Origin of the sequence: Yersinia mollaretii ATCC 43969 (assembly GCF_013282725.1) — a bacterium.
GTDB lineage: Bacteria > Pseudomonadota > Gammaproteobacteria > Enterobacterales > Enterobacteriaceae > Yersinia > Yersinia mollaretii.
Window position 1 is genome coordinate 3,292,179 of the sequence record NZ_CP054043.1, and the last position, 19,013, is coordinate 3,311,191.

Here is a 19,013-nt window from a genome sequence, read left to right on the forward strand (position 1 = left end):
ACACTATTCCCTCGGTGTTTGCCTTATGCTGTAAGGCTCTCTCCTCCGTTATATCAGCAAAGTAATGAACGTTTTTATCTCAAAGAAAATGCGTAATTTTATTGTGTTAGCCCAAACTAATAGCATGGCGAAGGCGGCTGAAAAATTACACATGACCGCATCCCCGTTTGGCAAAAGTATTACCGCGCTGGAAGAGCTAGTGGGGTATTCTCTTTTTACCCGTAATGAGAAAAGTATCAGCCTCAATAAGGCGGGCCAGGAGCTTTATCAGGAGCTATTTCCGATTTACCAAAGGTTATCGGCAATCGATAACAGTATTATGTCGCTGTCCCAGCGGCAGAAAAATATCGTGGTGGGCATTGATAACACTTACCCGACGATTATTTTTGATCAGCTATTTAGTCTGAGCGATAAATATGACGGAATCACCGCCCAACCTTTTGAGTTCAATGAAAATAGCGTGATCGATGATTTGCTCGACCGCCGGGTGGATTTTATTATCTCCCCGCAACAAGCCTCGCAACGGGTGACCCATATCGACAGTTTGCAGGCCACAGAGCTTCCCTCATTGCGGCTCGGTTTTTTAGTGTCACGCCGCTTTGAGAATATGCAGGCACTCGAATTATTAAATACGTTGCCGTGGCTACAGATGCGTTTTCAAAATCGGGCTAATTTTGAATCCTTATTGGATGCCCATTTCCGCTCCATTGGGATTAACCCCACCATTATTTATCGTCCCTACAGTTTTATGGCAAAAATAAGTGCGGTAGAGCAGGGGCAATTCCTGACCGTGGTGCCTCAGTTTGCTTATCGGTTGGTGAATCCGGCCAAGCTGAAATACTTTGATGCGCCGAATCAGCCCATGTACATGCGAGAATATCTCTATTCGCTCAAGAATAATCACCATATTGAGCAAGTCATGGGCTATATCAGTGCCGATCGTGACGGTGATTAAGGGGCCAGCATGGCACCAAATTCAAACAGATTTTGGTGCAGTTGAAATGCCTGCGTCAGATTGTGATGCAGATGCCCGCCCTTGGATTGCGCCAGATATTGATGTAGGTAATCCCGGTACATCGGATGCGCGCAGTTATCGATAATGGCGGCGGCCCGTTGCAGTGGCGATAATCCGCGCAAATCGGCAACACCTTGTTCGGTCACGATCACTTTGACACTGTGTTCGCTGTGATCCACATGGGTACACATCGGGACAATGGTGGAGACTTTACCGCCCTTGACCACTGATGGGGCCATGAAGATCGACAAATAAGCATTGCGCTCAAAGTCTGCACTACCGCCAATGCCGTTGAGCAGTTCAGTACCCGCCACATGGGTGGAGTTGGCGTGGCCGTAGATGTCAAACTCCAGCCCGACATTCAGGGCGATGACCCCCAGACGGCGGATGATTTCCGGGTGATTCGAGATCTCCTGCGGCCGCAAGACGATGCGGCTCGAGAAGAAGTCCATGTTGTCATAGATCTTTTTCAGTGAGGCGGGCGAAATGGTTAAGCTGGAGGCACTGACCCCCATCACTTTTTCGCACTCTAACAGTTGGACTACCGACTCTTGTAACACCTCTGAATACATCATAAAGGGGGGAATATGGCGGTTTTCCCCCAGCCGTTTCATTACGGCATTATTGATGTTACCGACGCCACTTTGCAGCGGGAGAAACTCAGGCGGAATACGGCCTAATCGCAGCTCATTCAGCAGGAAGTTGACCACGTTATCCGCAATTTGTTCGCACAAGGGATTGGCCCGATCTAGGCTGTTACTGGCATCGGGTAACTCCGTTTCGACAATGCCGACGATTTTGCTCGGGTCAACCTGCACATAGGATTGGCCCACTTTATCGAGCGTGTGAAATATCGGCAGCGTATTGCGCCGTGGTGGCGCACCGAGGGTGATGATATCGGCAAATTCAGCCACCCGTGGGCTGTGATAATGATTTAGCTCAATAATGATTTTTTTGGCTTTATGCAAAAATATCGGGGCATTGCCAATACCGCTGGTGAGATACACCTTGCCCTCGGCGGTGACGGCTGAGGCTTCAATCACGGCGACATCAAGGTCGCCAAAGAAACCATAGTTGACCATTTGCGCCACTTCACTCAGGTGCAGGTCAACAAAACTGACTTTGCCCTGATTGATTTTTTCACGCAACAACGAGGCGGTTTGATAAGGGGCACGCCATGAGAGGGCGTCGGCGGCGGCCAATTCATCATCAGCTTGGGCGCTGATAGAGGCTCCGGTCAGTAAGCGAATCTGAAACTCTTTTTGTTGCTGATGATGTGCTATGGCGCGCCGGGCGATAGCCGCAGGCAGTACTTTAGGTGCGCCCGCAGGAGTGAAGCCACTGAAGACCACCATATTTCCATGTTCAATACATTCGGCGGCTTCATCCGCGCTCATGATGCAATATGACCGTTTCATAACGAGATCCTTTGGCCGTGAAGGGTTAGCGCCCGAGAAAGTTAGGTTTACGTTTTTCCATAAATGCGCTCATGCCTTCAAGGTAGTCAGCGCTGTCGTACACGGCGCGCCGCATACCTTGGATGCGCTCAAACTCATCTGAATTCATGGTGTGGGCTTCACCTAACACGCGAAGTTCTTCTTTGATGACGGCAATGGCTAACGGCGCTTTTTCCGAAATGACGTGCGCCAGTTTGAGGGTGAAATCCTCCAGCTCTTGGGGTTCAACCACATGATTAAGGATGCCGACGGAGAGCGCGCGTTGTGCGGTGATGGGCGCGGCAGTAAAAATCAACTCTTTCACAATGTGAAAACCGGCATCACGAATAAGGTTGTGGATGCCCACCAAGTTGTAAGGCACCCCCAAATTGACGGGGGTCATGGAGAAGGTCGAATTGCTACAGGCAATAATGATATCTGAACTCATAATCATCTCGAATGCGCCGCCCCAGACACTGCCCTCGACCATGGAGATAATGGGCTTAGGGTATTTTTGGATCACGCGGGTGATTTGGCGCAGTGGGTCATCATAGGAGAGGGGGTCGCGGCGGCCCGTCGGGAGTTCGCGGATGTCATGGCCGGCTGAAAACACTTTTGAACCCTCCGCCGCCCGCAAAATAATGCAGCGAATATCCGTCTTATTGAGGTCATGCAGTGCTTGCATCAAATCATCAATAAAAACCTTGCTGAGTGCATTGAGTTTGCGCGCATGGTTGAACTCAATAATGCCCACGCGATTGGCAATCAACACTTTTACATACTGATAAGACATAATCGTCACTCCGTTAATTGATCATTTTTTGCGTAATAAAATCAGTGACGTCATTAATCCCCGCCCGTGGCGAAAGTTGATTTTGACGCAGTCGATCTTCAATTTTCTGGTAGTGCTGGCGCAGGTCTGGGCGAGCAAACAGTGCCATGAGCACATTGACCTCCACCTGATGACGTACCCAACTGAGATTTTGCTGTTGGCGTAGAGTGGCGAGTTGCCCACTCTGGGTCATGACCAACCCAAAACGTTCTATCGCCTGCCAAACCTCGCGAATTCCCCGTTTTTCAAGGGCGCTACAGCTGAGAACCTGTGGCTGCCATGCGGGGTATTTACGGCGAATGATGTGCAGCGCGCTGTGATACATATGGCGCGCGATTTCGACATTGGCGTGGTTATCGCCATCATCTTTGTTAATCACGATAAGGTCCGCCATCTCCATAATGCCTTTCTTGATGCCTTGCAGATCATCACCAGCCCCCGCGATTTGCAGCGAGATAAAGCAGTCCACCATGTCGGCGACCTCTGTTTCGGACTGCCCCACACCCACGGTCTCCACGATGATGACGTCGTAACCGGCGGCCTCGCACAATAAAATCAGCTCACGGGTGTGTTGGCTGATCCCGCCCAGATGGCCCCCTGAGGGGACTGGGCGGATAAACGCCTGTTCGGCGCGTGACAAATTCAGCATGCGGGTTTTATCGCCTAAAATGCTGCCGCCGCTGATGGGGCTGCTGGGGTCCACGGCAATCACCGCCACTTTATGCCCCTGCGCCAACAGTTCCTGACCTAGCGCCTCCAGAAAGGTGCTTTTCCCCGCCCCCGGAGTGCCCGTGATCCCCAGCCGTTTGGCCTGCCCGGTATCGGGCATGATGATGTCCAGCAGTCGGGCGCTGAGTGCCTGATGGCGGGGAAGGCGGCTCTCGACCAGTGTCATGGCCTGCGCCAACGCCGCCCGCTCTCCTTGGCGCAAACGGCGGATGTAATCGTCAAGATTGCTGTCATTAATCATGATGATGGCTGATGAGCTGTAGCACATCCCTCACGCTGACTAACATCGGCGTCCCCGGCCCATAAATGGCCGCTACACCGCGCTCGCGCAAGAAAGCATAGTCCTGTGGTGGGATGACGCCGCCGGCTACCACGCAGATATCCTGCCGCTGGTATTGGCGCAGCGCCTCAATTAGCTCGGGAATCAAGGTCTTATGCCCCGCCGCCAGTGAGGAGGCACCAATGACATGCACATCATTCTCCACCGCCAGACGGGCAATCTCTTCGGGGGTGGAGAACATGGGGCTAAGATCGACATCAAAACCAAGATCGGAATAGGCGCTGGCAATCACTTTCGCGCCACGGTCATGACCATCCTGACCCATTTTGGCAATGAGAATTCTGGGGCGACGGCCATTGTCACTGAGGAAATGCTGAGTTTGCGCCAGTATCTGGTCGAACTCCTGCGCCTCTTTTTCACTCTGATGGTAGCTGCGCGCAATGACGCCAGTGACGCATTCACTCGGCACCAGATAGCGGTCAAAGGCCACTTCCATCGCGTCTGAAATCTCCCCCAATGTCGCTCGTAATCGGGCTGCTTGCACGGCGGCTTCCAGTAAGTTTTCCTGATGCCCTGCGGCATGGCGCAGGTTGGTTAAGGCGCGTTGCACTGCTTCGTTATCCCGTTCGGCCCGGATACGTTTCAGTTGGGCAATTTGTTCATTGCGCACTTTCACGTTGTCAATTTCCAATACCTCGGTTTCAGCCTCTTTGGCTAATTTGTACTTATTCACGCCGACAATGACGCGTTTGCCTTGGTCAATAAGGGATTGCTGATCCGCCGACGCCTCTTCAATCATGCGTTTAGGCAGCCCCACCTCAATAGCTTTTGCCATGCCGCCGACATCATCGATCTGTTGGATAATGGTGCGGGCCTGTTTGACCATTTGGTCGGTAAGTGACTCGACAAAATAGGAGCCGGCCAGCGGGTCGATGGTGCGACAAATCGCCGACTCCTCCTGAATGATAATTTGGGTGTTACGCGCAATGCGGGCGGAGAAATCCGTTGGCAGGCCGAGCGCTTCATCAAAGGCGTTGGTATGCAGGGATTGCGTGCCGCCGAGTGTGGCACCCAATGCTTCGATGGTGGTGCGGATGATATTGTTGTAGGGATCTTGCTCGGTCAGACTCCAGCCAGAGGTTTGGCAGTGGGTGCGCAGGGCCAATGATTTGGGGTCAGTGGCACCAAATTGGCTCACGGCCTCACTCCAAAGGTAGCGCGCAGCCCGTAACATGGCGATGTTCATAAACAGATCCATGCCAATGCCAAAAAAGAAGGAGAGGCGAGGGGCAAAATCATCAATATTTAACCCGGCGTGCACTGCGGCGTTGATGTACTCAATGCCATCGGCGATAGTAAAGGCCACTTGCTGCACACAGTTCGCCCCCGCTTCCCCCATGTGGTAACCGCTAATACTGATGGTGTTAAAACGCGGCATATTCTGGGAACTCCACGCGATAATGTCCGAAATAATGCGCATCGAGGGTTTCGGCGGGTAAATATAGGTGTTGCGGCACAGATACTCTTTCAGAATGTCATTTTGAATGGTGCCAGTGAGGAGTGCAGGGGCCACGCCTTGCTCTTCGGCGGCAACAATGTAAAACGCCAAAATAGGCAGCACCGCGCCATTCATGGTCATCGAGACTGACATCTTATCCAGCGGGATTTGGTCGAACAGGACTTTCATATCCTCAACCGTATCAATCGCCACCCCCGCTTTGCCCACATCACCGGACACGCGCGGGTTATCTGAGTCGTAACCGCGATGGGTGGCAAGGTCAAAGGCCACAGATAACCCTTTTTGTCCCGCCGCCAGATTTCGGCGGTAGAAGGCATTCGAATCTTTCGCGGTTGAAAAACCGGCATATTGGCGAATGGTCCACGGCTGTGCGGCATACATGGTGGCCCGTGGCCCTCTGACATAAGGGGCGATACCGGGAAGTGACCCGGTCACCTCCAACCCATCCAGATCACTGGCGGTATACAGTGGTTTTACCGCGATCCCTTCCGCCGTGTTACTGACTAAATCAGCAATATTGATGCCTCGCCTGTTCAGCTCTTTATTAGCAAGGTTTTCCCATTCACGAATATCGACCATTAACCTGACTCCTCATTCTGACAACAGAATTCCTATCGAGGAGAGTGAAACTTCCTCAATGAAGGCTTTTGATTTTATTTAAGTAAGCGCTTTTTGATGGGTGTTGTCGCTGGCAAAAAAGAACAGGGTTGACCGTCATTATTGGACGGGGGAAATGGGGCTAATCTGTGGTTTTGTTCATACTTTTTTATGAAAAATCATTTTCAGGCGAAATGTTGGAGGCATAAAAAAGCACCCTGACTGGTTGGGTTGCCAACTTTTGGGGTGCTGCTTTTCTGGTGCGGAGAGCTAGAAGTGTTCGGGATGCAGCAGTTGCTCAACGGCCTTTTGTGCATTAAGCCAGTGTTGGCCGCCAAACAGATTACTGCGATTCAATAAGTAATAGAGCTGATAAATCGGCTGCCGCTCGATAAAGTCGGTAGGGAGCGGCCAAACACTCTGATAACCATCGTAAATTTGGGCGGGTAGAGCGGGGTAGAGTGGCAGCATGGAGAGATCACACTCCCGATCACCCCAATAGCAGGCGGGATCAAAAATCACCGGCCCATTGGTGCTGGCGGCGCAGTTAGCGGGCCATAAATCGCCATGTAGCAAGGAAGGTTGCGGCTGGTGGCTCTGTAAACGCTCCTGAACCAGCGCGGTAATTTGGTCAATATCACCAAACGACATGCCTTTTTCAGCGGCTAACTGTAATTGCCAACCGATTCGCTGTTCAGCAAAGAATTGCGCCCAGCGGCGTTGCCAGCTATTGGGTTGCGGGGTCGTGGCTAAATCATTATCAAAATCCAGCCCGAATTGCAGTTGCTCACTCCATTGATGTAAATGCGCCAATTGCTGACCTAAGCAGTATGCATTGTGGGCATCAAGTGGTTTAAGGGGGACGTATTCAAGGAGCAGGAAGCTGTAATCACGATCACTGCCCACACCATAGACTTCAGGCACTTGGACCGTTTTACTGCGCGCTAATAAGGATAGCTGATCGGCTTCAGCGGTAAATATCGGCAGCATCTCACGGGCATCACATTTGACGAAAACCTCAGTTTCACCATAACTGAGACGCCAGGCTTCATGAATATCCCCGCCCGGTAATTCGGTTCTTTCCCGAATTTCAGCAGGGCCAAGGTATTCACCTAACAGACGATTTACTGCTTGCCACATGGTTCACCCCCTATCAGCTTGCCAGTTATATCCTTCGAACTGAGTCGCAAGGCTGTTAGCGACCTTCACTTGCCGCTGACCTGCAACGCTCATGACTTTGGGTAGATATCATTAGGTTAGCTTTTTTGTTGTGTAAAAAACAAGCGCTAACGCACAGGGATACCCACGTGGGATCAAACAAAAGACTGATTCTGCTGCCGATTCGTGACATATTTTTTTTCGTGTTGATGGCCACAGCCATGACGCAAAAAAAAACTCACGGCAGAAATAGACGAGATGTATTGCTAAGAGTAATCAATAAGCCGTGAAAATCACGGCTTATCAATAGAGACACAATAGATTATAGCAGATTACCTTTTGGCGCGTTTTCAGCACTGTCGGCTTTGCTTTGCGGTATCATCTGGCGGCCTTGCACCGGTTTTATATGGCTGTAAATCAGGGCAATCACAAAGAATAACGCCTGAATGATCACGATACAGGGGCCAGTGGCACCATCAATATGGAAACTGATCAACGTCCCTAGCACACAGGCGACAACCGACACCAGTGTGGCCACAATCAACATCCGATCAAAGCTGCGACAGAGCATAAAGGCGATGATGCCGGGCGCTATCAGCATGGCGATCACCAAAATAACCCCTACCGCCTGTAATGACGCCACAATCGTCAAGGCCAGCAGGCAAAGCAGACCATAGTGCAGAAACTTGACCGGCAACCCAATCACTCGTGCATGGTTGGGATCAAAGCAATACAGCATAAAGTCTTTACGTTTGAGTAGCACCACTAACAGGGTAAATCCGGCGATCCACAAGGTTTGCTTCAGTTCAGCAAGTGAAATACCCAGCATATTACCGAATAAAATATGGCTGAGGTGCTGGTCGGTATCCATGCGAGAGAACATCACTAAACCAAATGCAAACATGCCGGAGAATACAATCCCCATCACGGTATCTTCTTTGACCCGGCTATGCTCTTTTAAATAGCCTGTGGCAACCGCACAGAATATCCCTGAGACAAAGGCGCCGATGACCAACGGAATGCCGAGCCAAAAGGCCAGCACAATCCCCGGTAACACGGCATGAGAGATAGCATCTCCCATCAATGACCAGCCTTTTAACACCAAGTAACAAGAGAGCACGGCACACACCACGCCGGTAATGATTGCCGCGACGATCGCCCGCTGCATAAAGGGGTAGGCGAAAGGTTCGCTGACCAGACTGAACAATGTATTCATACATTATCCTCCGGCAGGTGTGGCAACGGATGGCGGCGCTTTTGGCGCGTACGATAACGGGTTGCCAACAATCCATGTTTAGGGGCAAAGACAAAGGCCAGCAGGAACACCACGGTTTGTAAGGTGACAATCACCCCTCCGGTTGCGCCATCCAGATAGAAGCTGAGATAGGCACCAAAGGCACTGGTAAAAGCTCCAATAGCGATGGCGATGATCAATAAGCGGCCAAAACGGTCGGTGAGTAAGTAGGCGGTCGCCCCCGGCGTCACCACCATGGCAATCACCAAAATGGCCCCCACGGTCTGCAAGGCCGCAACAGTACAGGCGCTAAGCAGGGTGAAAAACAGAATTTTTAACTTCAGTGGCGATAACCCAATCGACATGGCGTGGCTTTCATCGAAAAACACCGCCAGCAGGTCTTTCCAGATCAGGCATAAAATCACAAAAGAGATCAAAATAATGATCTCTACCTGCAACACATCTTCATCGGCTATCCCCAAAATATTGCCGAAGATGATCGACTGCACATTGACGGAGGTGGGGTTGAGCGAAACAATTAATAGCCCCACGGCAAAAAATGTGGAGAAGATAAAACCGATGATGGCATCTTCACGCAGGCGGGTAATGTGGCGGACGAGCGTCATCGCCAGTGCCGCGAGCATACCGGTAAAGAATGCGCCGGCGGCATAAGGCAATCCAAGCGCGTAAGCTCCCGCAACACCGGGAACGACGGAGTGCGATAGCGCATCTCCCATCAGCGACCAGCCTTTCAGCATCAGGTAAGCCGATAGAAATGCGCAGACCGCGCCGACAATCGCACTCACCCAGATAGCCTTCACCATGTAGTTGTAGTTAAAGGGTTGCAGCAAAAGTTCCAGCATTAGGGGTTATCCTCCTTTGACTGGCTCTGGGCTGGCGGGTCATTTTTAGTGTGACCATAAAACACCGCTGGGCGCTCATCATCGGTTATCACAGTGACGGTGCGAGGGTCATTGTCGTCATGCAGCGCGCTACCCGACAGGTTGATATGGCGCAAGACGCCGCCAAAGGTCATTTCGAGATTCTTCTGCGTAAAGGTGGTTTCGGTGGGGCCGGCGGCCAGTACAGTCTGATTAATCAGAATAACGTGATCGCAAAACTCCGGCACGCTGCCGAGGTTATGGGTTGAAACCAGAATGAGGTGACCTTCATCGCGCAGCGCGCGCAGCAGATCAATGATGGCATTCTCTGTTTTAACATCAACGCCAGTGAAAGGCTCATCCAGCAGCAATACCGAACCTTGCTGGGCCAGCGCGCGGGCCAAAAAGACTCGCTTTTTCTGCCCACCCGAAAGCTCGCCAATTTGCCGTGACCGTAATTCGGTTAAGCCAACGCGCTCAATGGCTTTATCGACAATGGTTTTATCTTCGCGGCTTGGGATCCGCAGAAAATTCATTTTGCCGTAGCGGCCCATCATCACGACATCTTCGACTAATACCGGAAAGTTCCAGTCCACATCTTCAGTTTGCGGGACGTAGGCGATGGTATTTTGCTTCAAGGCGTGACTGACCGGCTTCTGACTGAGTTCCACTTTGCCGACGCTGGGTTTGACCAGCCCCATGATGCTTTTAAACAGGGTCGATTTACCACTGCCGTTGACCCCGACCAGCGCACAGATAGTCCCGCCAGTGAGTGAAAAACTGGCGTCATAAATAGCAGTATGCCCATTGTTATAGGTGACAGTGACATTATCCACTATCAGTTCAGGGCGGACAAAAACAGCTTGGCTCATTGACCAAATCCTTTCGCGATAGTTTGCACCGTGGTGTTAATCAGGTCGATATAGGTCGGGACCGGACCTTTTTCATTTGACAACGAATCAACATATAACACCCCGCCATAGAGCGCACCGGTTTCTTTGCTCACCTGTTTGGCGGGTTTATCGGAAATAGTGCTCTCGCTGAATATCACGGGGATTTTATTGGCGCGAATGGTGTCAATGACACGGCGCACTTGCTGTGGCGAACCTTGCTCATCGGCATTGATAGGCCATAAATAGACCTCTTTAAGGCCATAATCTTTCGCTAAATAGCTAAACGCCCCTTCACTGGTGACCAGCCAACGCTGCTCTGCCGGAATGCGCGACAGGCGCTCACGTAGCGGGGCGTCTAGCGCGGCGATTTTCTCGGCATAGGCTTTGGCATTGCGATTATAGGTATCAGCATGGGCAGGGTCGTGCTCCACCAGCGCCTTGCGGATATTCTCTATATAAATAAGGGCATTGGATGGCGACATCCAAGCGTGAGGATTAGGAATACCGGTATATGGCCCTTCACGGATGGGTAACGGAGTAATGCCATCGGTCACCACCACGGAGGGGACATCTTTAATATTTTCGAAGAAGCGCTCAAACCAGCGCTCTAGATTCATGCCATTCCATAAAATCAAGTCCGCAGACTGTGCTTTTACGATATCCCGTGGCGTGGGTTGATAGTCATGAATTTCAGCGCCGGGTTTGGTGATCGACTCGACCACGGCGGCATCACCGGCGACATTTTGCGCGATATCCTGAATAATTGTGAACGTCGTCACAACTTTGAATTTCTTTTCCGGATCGTGAGGCTTATTTTCGGCCAATGCCGAGGTACTGATCAGTGATGAAAATGCAACAAACAAAAACAAGGTGATAACCGATAAAAAACGCGGTGTTGGGCGGCGAATGGGGCGCAGGTAGGGTATTTTTTGCTTAGTAAACATGGCGATGTTCCCTTTTCTTAAATGAAAATGATTATCAATATCATTTGAGGCCAAGTCAAGCCTTGCCATACAATAAACTAAAACTTACGGATAGTTACCGAATATAGACTGATCATTATGTTGATAATGGTCAAACTAGGCCAAAAAATCTATTTGGGTGAGGTGACAACTTGTATATGCTACAAAACGGCTTATCAGCGCGGGGAATACTGTGAATCCAAAAGTCGGTTGCCTAATGGCAATTTTATTGCTGGCGGGGTGTGCTAAACAAACTCCGCCACCGCAAGCAAATAACGGGTGGCTAAAGAAAGTACCACCGGGTGGTTTCCTAAACGAACCTAAAAGCAGCGCGGGTTCAACGACAGTCGCCTACAGCGATGTGATTAAACAAGCGGCCAGCCATTACGGCGTTGATGAAACATTGATTAAAGCGATTATTCAGGTGGAGTCGGGTTACAATCCTGATGTGGTGAGTACCTCAAATGCGGTCGGTTTGATGCAGATAAAAGCCTCTACTGCGGGTCGTGATGCATACCGAATGAAAGGGCGCAATGGTCAACCGAGTTCGGGTGAGTTAAAAGATCCGGTGAAGAATATTGATATTGGGACGGCTTATATCAATATTTTGCAGAACCAGCAGTTAGCCGGGATCAGTGATCCGCAAACTTTGCGTTATGCCACTATCGTCTCTTATGCCAATGGCGCGGGGGCCATGCTGCGGACGTTCTCATCAGATAAACGTCTAGCAGTGAATAAGATTAATAGTCTTAGCCCGAACGAGTTTTATCAGCATATACAAAAGAAGCATCCGGCTGCGCAAGCACCACGTTATTTGTGGAAAGTGGATACCGCTTACCGGGCGATGTCAGAATAATATTAAAACGCTAACCGATGTCGTTTATAGGCACTGTTACTTATGGCCGCAGTCACTTCTGGCCGTAACAAGATCTAGCATTAACAACATTTAGCAGTATCAACATCGGCTAGCGTTTCTCTCTTCAATCTTACAATGTGTTTATGCGATGGCGGGTTGATAGGTGGAGATAATATCCAGCACCCCATTGATAATAAATTGTACCCCCATGCACACCAGCAAGAATCCCATCAAGCGTGAAATAGCTTCAATGCCACTTTTGCCTACCCAGCGCATGATGGCTCCTGAGCTGAGCAGCGATCCCCATAGAATTAATGAGACAGAAAGAAAAATCAGTACCGGTGCGACCGTCACTACCCATGGGCTGAACAGGGTGTGGCCTTTCATGGAGGCGGCAGAGCTGATGATCATAGCGATCGTCCCCGGCCCCGCAGTGCTCGGCATTGCCAGCGGCACAAAGGCAATATTGATAGATTTGCGTTTCTTCAAATCCTGCGATTTTGCTTCTAGCTGAGTATCTTCGGCTGACTGTTGCGGGAAAAGCATACGAAAGCCGATAAAGGCAACAATCAAGCCGCCTGCGATTCGCAGACCGGGAATAGAAATACCAAAGGTGCTCATGACGACCTGACCGGCGTAATAAGCAATAGTCATAATAAAGAAGACATAAATTGCGGCCATCTTCGATTGCTGATTGCGCTCTTCACTGGTCATATTGCCAGATAGCCCGAGCAAGAGGGCTACGGTTGTCAATGGGTTTGCCAATGGCAGCAACAATACTAAGCCTAAGCCAATGGCTTTAAATAATTCGAGAATACTTTGCATCACTGTTGCTCCGAAATAGCATCAAACGTGCCCGATGAAAGTAAAACTTATCAGGCAATTATTCGCGCTTAGATAAATAAATTTACACGCGATATTATGGCTTACCTTGTCACTCTACGCGATACGTCGGGCAAAAGGCTATCTCAGATTGACTGAGTAGTGCCAACACCGCTGCGGCTTCAAGTACCAAGGGTATTTGTGATACAGATCAAATACCCTGCGGGCAACAGTTGGTTCACTGCAACAGATCAAGAATAATCACGTCGGAATCAATTTTTTGCGGGGAATAGGATTTTGTGCATTTGTGATATTAGTGTTGAAGATGAATATACTCGCCAGCCTTTATCGGCATCTGCGGCATGGGTATTGGATACACAAGCCGCACGAGCTCGTGGTCGTTTGCGCTTTTTAAAACCAAAGCGCGAGGCTCGCCCGCGTTGGCGTTTAGCGCCGTTAAAAGATACCTACGAAATTCGCTTTTACCCACACAGATTGCCTGAACTCTGGTTTTTCAGCGCGGAAAGTGCAGCCAGAAAACGACTCTAATCTCCCCACATTAAGAGCGGAGCTTATCTCACGTACCGTGTTTGGTAATAAAGTGTTCGATTTGGAAAGAATTCACGGACTTAGTGATGACCCAATAGAGAGCATGGCAGTGTTTAAAGTCAGTGATGGATTAATCACTACAGCATGGTTCTACTTCAAATAACACGTTTTTTAATCCGCGACTTAATCTCGATTGGAACCTGGTATGGCATTTACTGATAATGAACGTGATGTGCTGTTGGCCGTCAAAGGCGTAGGGCCGACGGTAGTGACTCGTCTTGAACAACTTGGTTTCACCTCGCTTCTCCAGCTTAGTCAGGCAGATATGAGCGAAATTGTCAGCAGTGCCGCAGCCATGACGGGCTCGACGTGTTGGAAAAACAGCCCTCAGGCCCGCACTGCCATTCAGGCAGCGATTGACATGGCTAAAACCCACTCACCTACGTGAATCGGTTTCAGCCGCTCTCCTCGCAAATATCTCTTCCCTCAATCGTTGTTCCGGCATGAGCTTGCGCGATTTATCGCTTTTCCTGCGGTCTGGCTGGATAGGGTTGCAGCAAGTCATCCAGAATTTTCATCCTTTCGTCTACCGGAATATAGAGCCAGCGGGTAAACCAAGGCGTTTGTGCTGTGCATTGCTTATCTGTTTGGCGGAAGTAGCGCTCGAGATCTGACCGGCTGTTTGTCATATTTTGCATCATATTTCTCTCCTTGTTGACCACTGAACAGATCATAGGCACTAAAATGCGGAAGAAAAACGGATGTAATCGATTTTGTTGTTCAGTATTTATGGATGGCGTGTTTAGATTTGTTTATGTGGGCCGTCGTGGGAAAAGGCCATCAGCAGGGCTTGTGTGAGAAATTCTGGGGAGTGGCCTAATAAAACGCCCCGATTGCGTGAACAATCGGGGCGGCGTTCCAGTAACCATTGCTACACGGAAACGGAAATTGATTATGGGCACATCCTGTAGAAATAGCAATACACCTAGCGCATCTCAAAAGCAATAGATCATAATGTAAATCATTGTTGGTGATGATTTACATCTTTACAGCGCATTTTAGCGATTAGGAGCAGGGAATGATTGGCCCGTTTATTAACAGCGCAGGTATTATTCTGGGTGGTATTGTCGGCGTATTACTTGCCCGTCATGTTCCTAAACGGCTGCAAGAAGGATTGCCGTCAACTTTTGCTTTGGCCTCTATCTCCATCGGTATCGTAATGGTGGTGAAAGTCCATTTTATGCCCGCCGTTATTTTGGCATTAATTATTGGGGCGGCTGTCGGAGAATTATTATCTTTGGAGCAGGGGGTAAAGTGGGGAGCTAATAAAACGCGCGGGCTGTTGGAGCGGGTTATCCCCTCGCGCAGTGCGTTGCCGCCGCAGGAATTTGCGCAAAGTTTCACGGCAATGATTGTGTTATTTTGCGCCAGCGGACTGGGGGTAGTCGGTTCTTTGACTGAAGGGATAACGGGTGATTTTCAGTTGCTATTGGTCAAAGCGCTGATGGATTTCTTCACTGCGCTGATATTTTCTATCTCACTCGGCATTGCTCTGGTCGCGATTGCCATTCCGCAATTGTTGATTCAAATCGCACTGGTTTTGTTAGCAAAACTCATCATGCCGTATATGGATGATATCGCCTTCGCTGATTTTTCGGCTTGCGGTGGGATTATTATGATTGCAGTAGGATTGCGTATTGCTCAAATTAAAATATTTGCGGTGGTCAATCTCTTACCCGCATTGCTGTTTGTGGTACCGATATCCTATTTATGGCGCTATTTTATAGGGTAGTCATTTTATAGGACGGTGGTTTATAGGGGGAGCAAGAGAGACGGGTAGATTTCTGAAACGGTAGGCTTCTTTGTCATATTCATCATCGAAGCGACCGTTTCAGCATAATTTGATTATTTGTTTTAATGGATTATTTTTTATTTAGCCAATTTTACGGCACAAGAACTTGCCTTTTATCACGCCATCAAAAAAACGACCTTTCGAAACTACAGACATAAAATTCTGATGAACGCGCTCAGGGACACCCAAATACTGATAAATCCCTTGTTCACGGAACTGTATCTCCAGCATGCGATTTTCAGGATCATAACCAATCGACAAAATTCTGGAAGATGTAACAGGTTGTCGCTGCAATAGTTGACCCTCAGTTATACGGTGTTGATATTGTGCTGATCGTAGAGCAGTTTAAGCATGATAACTTTGTCGGCGATCATTATCACTGTTTGACTGGCGTATTAATAGATTATTCGCTAGGCATTTTGTCATTGCATTAAGTGATGATAATATGACTTCACTTTATGGCATGATCTATGTCACAAAGTGAACTGTGTACACAGTTGCGTACCAATATAACAAACGTGGGTTAAATTGATGTCGCAACTTTTTGAAATCAAACAATAATTACGTCTTACATGTGATCTGTCGTGTGGGTCACCACTGTAGATAAGGAATTAGAATGCCTGTTATTACCCTTCCTGACGGCAGTCAGCGTCATTACGATCACGCCATTTCTGCGCTTGATGTTGCTTTAGATATCGGCCCCGGCTTGGCGAAAGCCTGTATTGCTGGGCGTGTTAATGGTGAATTGGTTGATGCCAGTGACCTGATCGAATCTGATGCTCAACTGGCCATTATCACCACCAAAGATGCTGAAGGGCTGGAGATTCTCCGCCACTCTTGTGCGCACTTATTAGGGCACGCCATCAAGCAGCTTTGGCCTGATACCAAAATGGCAATCGGCCCTGTTATCGACAACGGTTTCTATTACGATGTTGATATTGACCGCACCTTGACGCAGGAAGACTTGGATCTGCTGGAAAAGCGGATGCATGAACTTGCCGATAAAGATTACGACGTCATCAAGAAAAAAGTCAGTTGGCAAGAGGCCCGCGACACTTTTGCTGCGCGTGGTGAAGATTATAAAGTGGCGATTCTCGATGAGAATATCAGCCGCGATGATCGCCCTAGTCTATATCACCATGAAGAATATGTTGATATGTGCCGTGGTCCACACGTACCGAACATGCGTTTCTGCCATCACTTTAAGTTGCAGAAAACGTCCGGTGCTTACTGGCGTGGCGACAGCAAAAATAAGATGCTGCAACGTATTTACGGCACGGCTTGGGGTGATAAGAAGCAACTGAATGCTTATCTGCAACGTCTGGAAGAGGCGGCCAAACGCGACCATCGCAAGATTGGTAAGCAACTGGACCTTTACCACATGCAGGAAGAAGCACCCGGTATGGTGTTCTGGCACAACGACGGCTGGACTATCTTCCGTGAACTGGAAACTTTTGTGCGTATGAAGCTCAAAGAGTACCAGTATCAGGAAGTCAAAGGGCCGTTTATGATGGACCGCGTGCTGTGGGAAAAAACTGGGCATTGGGAGAACTATGCTGAGCATATGTTCACCACATCCTCGGAAAACCGCGAGTACTGCATCAAGCCGATGAACTGCCCAGGGCATGTGCAGATTTTCAACCAAGGGTTGAAGTCATACCGTGACCTGCCATTGCGTATGGCTGAGTTCGGTAGCTGCCACCGTAACGAACCTTCAGGCGCACTGCATGGCCTGATGCGTGTTCGTGGCTTTACTCAGGACGATGCACACATTTTCTGTACCGAAGAGCAGGTTCGCGACGAAGTGAACAGCTGCATCAAAATGGTGTACGACATGTACAGCACTTTTGGCTTCGAGAAGATTGTGGTCAAGCTCTCTACTCGCCCTGAAAAACGTATTGGTAGTGATGAGCAATGGACCCGTGCTGAATCCGATTTGGCTGCTGCGCTGACTGAAAACGGGATTCCGTTTGATTATCAGCCGGGTGAAGGGGCGTTCTACGGTCCAAAAATTGAATTTACCTTGCATGATTGTTTGGATCGTGCGTGGCAGTGTGGTACCGTACAGCTCGATTTCTCATTACCGGGCCGCTTAAGTGCGTCTTACATCGGCGAAAATAACGATCGCCAGGTGCCGGTAATGATTCACCGGGCCATTTTGGGGTCAATAGAGCGCTTTATCGGTATATTAACCGAAGAGTATGCGGGCTTCTTCCCAACGTGGTTAGCTCCGGTACAAGTCGTGGTGATGAATATCACCGATAGCCAGTCTGATTATGTCCAACAAGTGACCAAAAAACTGCAAGATGCGGGAATTAGGGCAAAAGCGGACTTGAGAAATGAGAAGATTGGCTTTAAAATTCGTGAACATACGTTGCGTCGAGTTCCATATATGTTGGTCTGTGGCGATAAAGAGGTCGAATCAGGCAAGATTGCCGTTCGTACCCGCCGTGGTAAAGACTTGGGAAGCTTAGATGTCAACGTGGTCGTAGACCAGCTGCTAGCAGAAATTCGCAGCCGTAGTCTTCATCAACTGGAGGAATAAAGTATTAAAGGCGGAAAACGAGTTCAACCGGCGCGTCCTAATCGCATCAACAAAGAGATTCGCGCCACAGAAGTTCGCTTAACAGGCGTCGATGGTGAGCAGATTGGCATTGTCAGTCTGAACGAAGCTCTTGAAAAAGCTGAGGAAGCTGGTGTTGATTTAGTAGAAATCAGTCCGAATGCCGAGCCGCCGGTTTGCCGAATCATGGATTACGGCAAATTCCTCTATGAGAAGAGCAAGTCGACAAAAGAACAGAAGAAGAAGCAAAAAGTCATTCAGGTCAAGGAAATTAAATTCCGTCCTGGTACCGATGATGGCGACTATCAGGTCAAACTACGCAACCTGATTCGCTTTCTGGAAGATGGCGATAAAGCCAAAATCACCCTGCGATTCCGCGGACGTGAAATGGCGCACCAACAGATCGGCATGGAAGTCCTTAACCGTGTCAAAAAAGATCTGACTGAAGATTCTGATTTAGCCGTCGTGGAGTCTTTCCCGACTCGTATCGAAGGCCGTCAGATGATCATGGTGCTCGCACCTAAGAAGAGACAGTAAGGCACTCAAGTAACAGGCTTCTCTGCGCTTGCGCAGCAAGAGGTCTGTTCGCCTAGCTAGCTCGTTGTAATTAACAATGCGAAGTGGATATATTCAATGCCAAAGATTAAGACAGTACGCGGCGCCGCTAAGCGCTTTAAAAAAACCGGTGCCGGTGGTTTTAAGCGTAAGCATGCCAACCTGCGTCATATTTTGACCAAGAAAGCTACTAAGCGTAAACGTCATTTACGTCCAAAAGGCATGGTATCTAAAAACGATCTAGGTTTGGTCGTTGCATGTCTGCCATACGCATAAGTAA

The 19,013-nt window shown here is 49.3% G+C and carries 20 protein-coding genes and 1 pseudogene; 9 read left to right on the forward strand and 12 right to left on the reverse strand.

Features of this window, described 5'->3' with window-relative positions; genetic code table 11:
- Nucleotides 1-64: 64 nt before the first annotated feature.
- Nucleotides 65-955, forward strand: coding sequence for a LysR family transcriptional regulator SrsR (srsR, locus tag HRD69_RS14720; protein ID WP_032814451.1), 891 nt, complete (start codon nucleotides 65-67; stop codon nucleotides 953-955).
- Here the strand turns inward: srsR and HRD69_RS14725 are convergent.
- From HRD69_RS14725 to yfeA, 9 genes are all read right to left on the reverse strand, one after another.
- Nucleotides 952-2,433 carry a succinyl-CoA:acetate CoA-transferase ScpC gene (locus HRD69_RS14725; RefSeq protein WP_032814449.1) on the reverse strand — a complete coding sequence of 494 codons (1,482 nt, stop codon included), beginning with the start codon at nucleotides 2,431-2,433 and terminating at the stop codon, nucleotides 952-954. The genes srsR and HRD69_RS14725 overlap by 4 nt on opposite strands.
- A 25-nt stretch (nucleotides 2,434-2,458) precedes the next feature.
- The gene (gene scpB / locus HRD69_RS14730; RefSeq protein WP_004875257.1) at nucleotides 2,459-3,244 is read right to left on the reverse strand and encodes a methylmalonyl-CoA decarboxylase; all 786 of its coding nucleotides are present in this window, start codon (nucleotides 3,242-3,244) and stop codon (nucleotides 2,459-2,461) included.
- Between the two features lie 13 nt (nucleotides 3,245-3,257).
- Nucleotides 3,258-4,253 carry a methylmalonyl Co-A mutase-associated GTPase MeaB gene (gene meaB / locus HRD69_RS14735; protein ID WP_032814447.1) on the reverse strand — a complete coding sequence of 332 codons (996 nt, stop codon included), beginning with the start codon at nucleotides 4,251-4,253 and terminating at the stop codon, nucleotides 3,258-3,260.
- Nucleotides 4,246-6,390: a methylmalonyl-CoA mutase gene (gene scpA, locus HRD69_RS14740; protein ID WP_004875255.1), complete on the reverse strand. Its 2,145-nt coding sequence runs from the start codon at nucleotides 6,388-6,390 to the stop codon at nucleotides 4,246-4,248. Before scpA ends, meaB begins: the two co-directional genes overlap by 8 nt.
- 288 nt (nucleotides 6,391-6,678) lie before the next feature.
- Nucleotides 6,679-7,548 carry a fructosamine kinase family protein gene (locus HRD69_RS14745; protein ID WP_004875254.1) on the reverse strand — a complete coding sequence of 290 codons (870 nt, stop codon included), beginning with the start codon at nucleotides 7,546-7,548 and terminating at the stop codon, nucleotides 6,679-6,681.
- Nucleotides 7,549-7,888: 340 nt separating this feature from the next.
- Nucleotides 7,889-8,782 (reverse strand): iron/manganese ABC transporter permease subunit YfeD, encoded by an 894-nt coding sequence (gene yfeD / locus HRD69_RS14750; RefSeq protein WP_032814445.1) that lies wholly within the window; start codon nucleotides 8,780-8,782, stop codon nucleotides 7,889-7,891.
- Complete coding sequence (yfeC, locus tag HRD69_RS14755; RefSeq protein ID WP_004875252.1) at nucleotides 8,779-9,663, reverse strand: iron/manganese ABC transporter permease subunit YfeC; 885 nt, start codon at nucleotides 9,661-9,663, stop codon at nucleotides 8,779-8,781. The genes yfeD and yfeC overlap by 4 nt, the downstream gene beginning before the upstream one ends.
- Nucleotides 9,663-10,553 carry an iron/manganese ABC transporter ATP-binding protein YfeB gene (gene yfeB / locus HRD69_RS14760; protein WP_032814442.1) on the reverse strand — a complete coding sequence of 297 codons (891 nt, stop codon included), beginning with the start codon at nucleotides 10,551-10,553 and terminating at the stop codon, nucleotides 9,663-9,665. The genes yfeC and yfeB overlap by 1 nt, the downstream gene beginning before the upstream one ends.
- Complete coding sequence (yfeA, locus tag HRD69_RS14765) at nucleotides 10,550-11,518, reverse strand: iron/manganese ABC transporter substrate-binding protein YfeA (protein ID WP_032814439.1); 969 nt, start codon at nucleotides 11,516-11,518, stop codon at nucleotides 10,550-10,552. Before yfeA ends, yfeB begins: the two co-directional genes overlap by 4 nt.
- Before the next feature lie 211 nt (nucleotides 11,519-11,729).
- Here yfeA and HRD69_RS14770 point away from each other — a divergent pair, with 211 nt between their 5' ends.
- Nucleotides 11,730-12,392 carry a transglycosylase SLT domain-containing protein gene (locus HRD69_RS14770; RefSeq protein ID WP_032814437.1) on the forward strand — a complete coding sequence of 221 codons (663 nt, stop codon included), beginning with the start codon at nucleotides 11,730-11,732 and terminating at the stop codon, nucleotides 12,390-12,392.
- A 141-nt stretch (nucleotides 12,393-12,533) separates the two neighbouring features.
- Here the strand turns inward: HRD69_RS14770 and HRD69_RS14775 are convergent, their stop codons facing one another.
- A complete protein-coding gene (locus HRD69_RS14775; protein WP_004875249.1) occupies nucleotides 12,534-13,217 on the reverse strand; it encodes a MarC family NAAT transporter in 684 nt (227 codons plus the stop codon).
- Between the two features lie 294 nt (nucleotides 13,218-13,511).
- Here HRD69_RS14775 and HRD69_RS14780 point away from each other — a divergent pair, with 294 nt between their 5' ends.
- The 3 genes and pseudogenes from HRD69_RS14780 (at nucleotide 13,512) to HRD69_RS14785 (ending at nucleotide 14,211) form a co-directional block, all read left to right on the forward strand.
- On the forward strand, nucleotides 13,512-13,763 hold the full coding sequence (locus HRD69_RS14780) for a hypothetical protein (protein WP_004875248.1): 252 nt from the start codon (nucleotides 13,512-13,514) through the stop codon (nucleotides 13,761-13,763).
- Nucleotides 13,762-13,926, forward strand: a pseudogene (locus tag HRD69_RS20645) (steroid delta-isomerase); the annotation flags it as partial. The gene HRD69_RS14780 and the pseudogene HRD69_RS20645, both read left to right, overlap by 2 nt.
- A gap of 42 nt (nucleotides 13,927-13,968) precedes the next feature.
- Entirely contained in the window at nucleotides 13,969-14,211 is a 243-nt protein-coding gene (locus HRD69_RS14785; RefSeq protein WP_004875246.1) for a hypothetical protein, read from the forward strand.
- Nucleotides 14,212-14,281: 70 nt separating this feature from the next.
- On the opposite strand, the gene HRD69_RS14790 is transcribed toward HRD69_RS14785, so the two are convergent.
- The gene (locus HRD69_RS14790; RefSeq protein ID WP_004875245.1) at nucleotides 14,282-14,464 is read right to left on the reverse strand and encodes a hypothetical protein; all 183 of its coding nucleotides are present in this window, start codon (nucleotides 14,462-14,464) and stop codon (nucleotides 14,282-14,284) included.
- A gap of 377 nt (nucleotides 14,465-14,841) precedes the next feature.
- Here HRD69_RS14790 and HRD69_RS14795 point away from each other — a divergent pair, with 377 nt between their 5' ends.
- Entirely contained in the window at nucleotides 14,842-15,555 is a 714-nt protein-coding gene (locus tag HRD69_RS14795) for a DUF554 domain-containing protein (RefSeq protein WP_004875243.1), read from the forward strand.
- A gap of 141 nt (nucleotides 15,556-15,696) precedes the next feature.
- Here HRD69_RS14795 and HRD69_RS14800 read toward each other — a convergent pair whose 3' ends face one another.
- Nucleotides 15,697-15,909, reverse strand: a complete 213-nt coding sequence (locus tag HRD69_RS14800; protein WP_005161573.1) for a KTSC domain-containing protein — start codon at nucleotides 15,907-15,909, stop codon at nucleotides 15,697-15,699.
- A gap of 322 nt (nucleotides 15,910-16,231) precedes the next feature.
- Between HRD69_RS14800 and thrS the strand changes: the two genes are divergently transcribed.
- The 3 genes from thrS (at nucleotide 16,232) to rpmI (ending at nucleotide 19,009) form a co-directional block, all read left to right on the forward strand.
- On the forward strand, nucleotides 16,232-18,160 hold the full coding sequence (gene thrS / locus HRD69_RS14805) for a threonine--tRNA ligase (protein ID WP_004875242.1): 1,929 nt from the start codon (nucleotides 16,232-16,234) through the stop codon (nucleotides 18,158-18,160).
- A gap of 3 nt (nucleotides 18,161-18,163) precedes the next feature.
- Nucleotides 18,164-18,715 (forward strand): translation initiation factor IF-3, encoded by a 552-nt coding sequence (gene infC / locus HRD69_RS14810; protein ID WP_011816226.1) that lies wholly within the window; start codon nucleotides 18,164-18,166, stop codon nucleotides 18,713-18,715.
- Between the two features lie 96 nt (nucleotides 18,716-18,811).
- The gene (gene rpmI / locus HRD69_RS14815) at nucleotides 18,812-19,009 is read left to right on the forward strand and encodes a 50S ribosomal protein L35 (RefSeq protein ID WP_004713020.1); all 198 of its coding nucleotides are present in this window, start codon (nucleotides 18,812-18,814) and stop codon (nucleotides 19,007-19,009) included.
- Nucleotides 19,010-19,013: the final 4 nt, after the last annotated feature.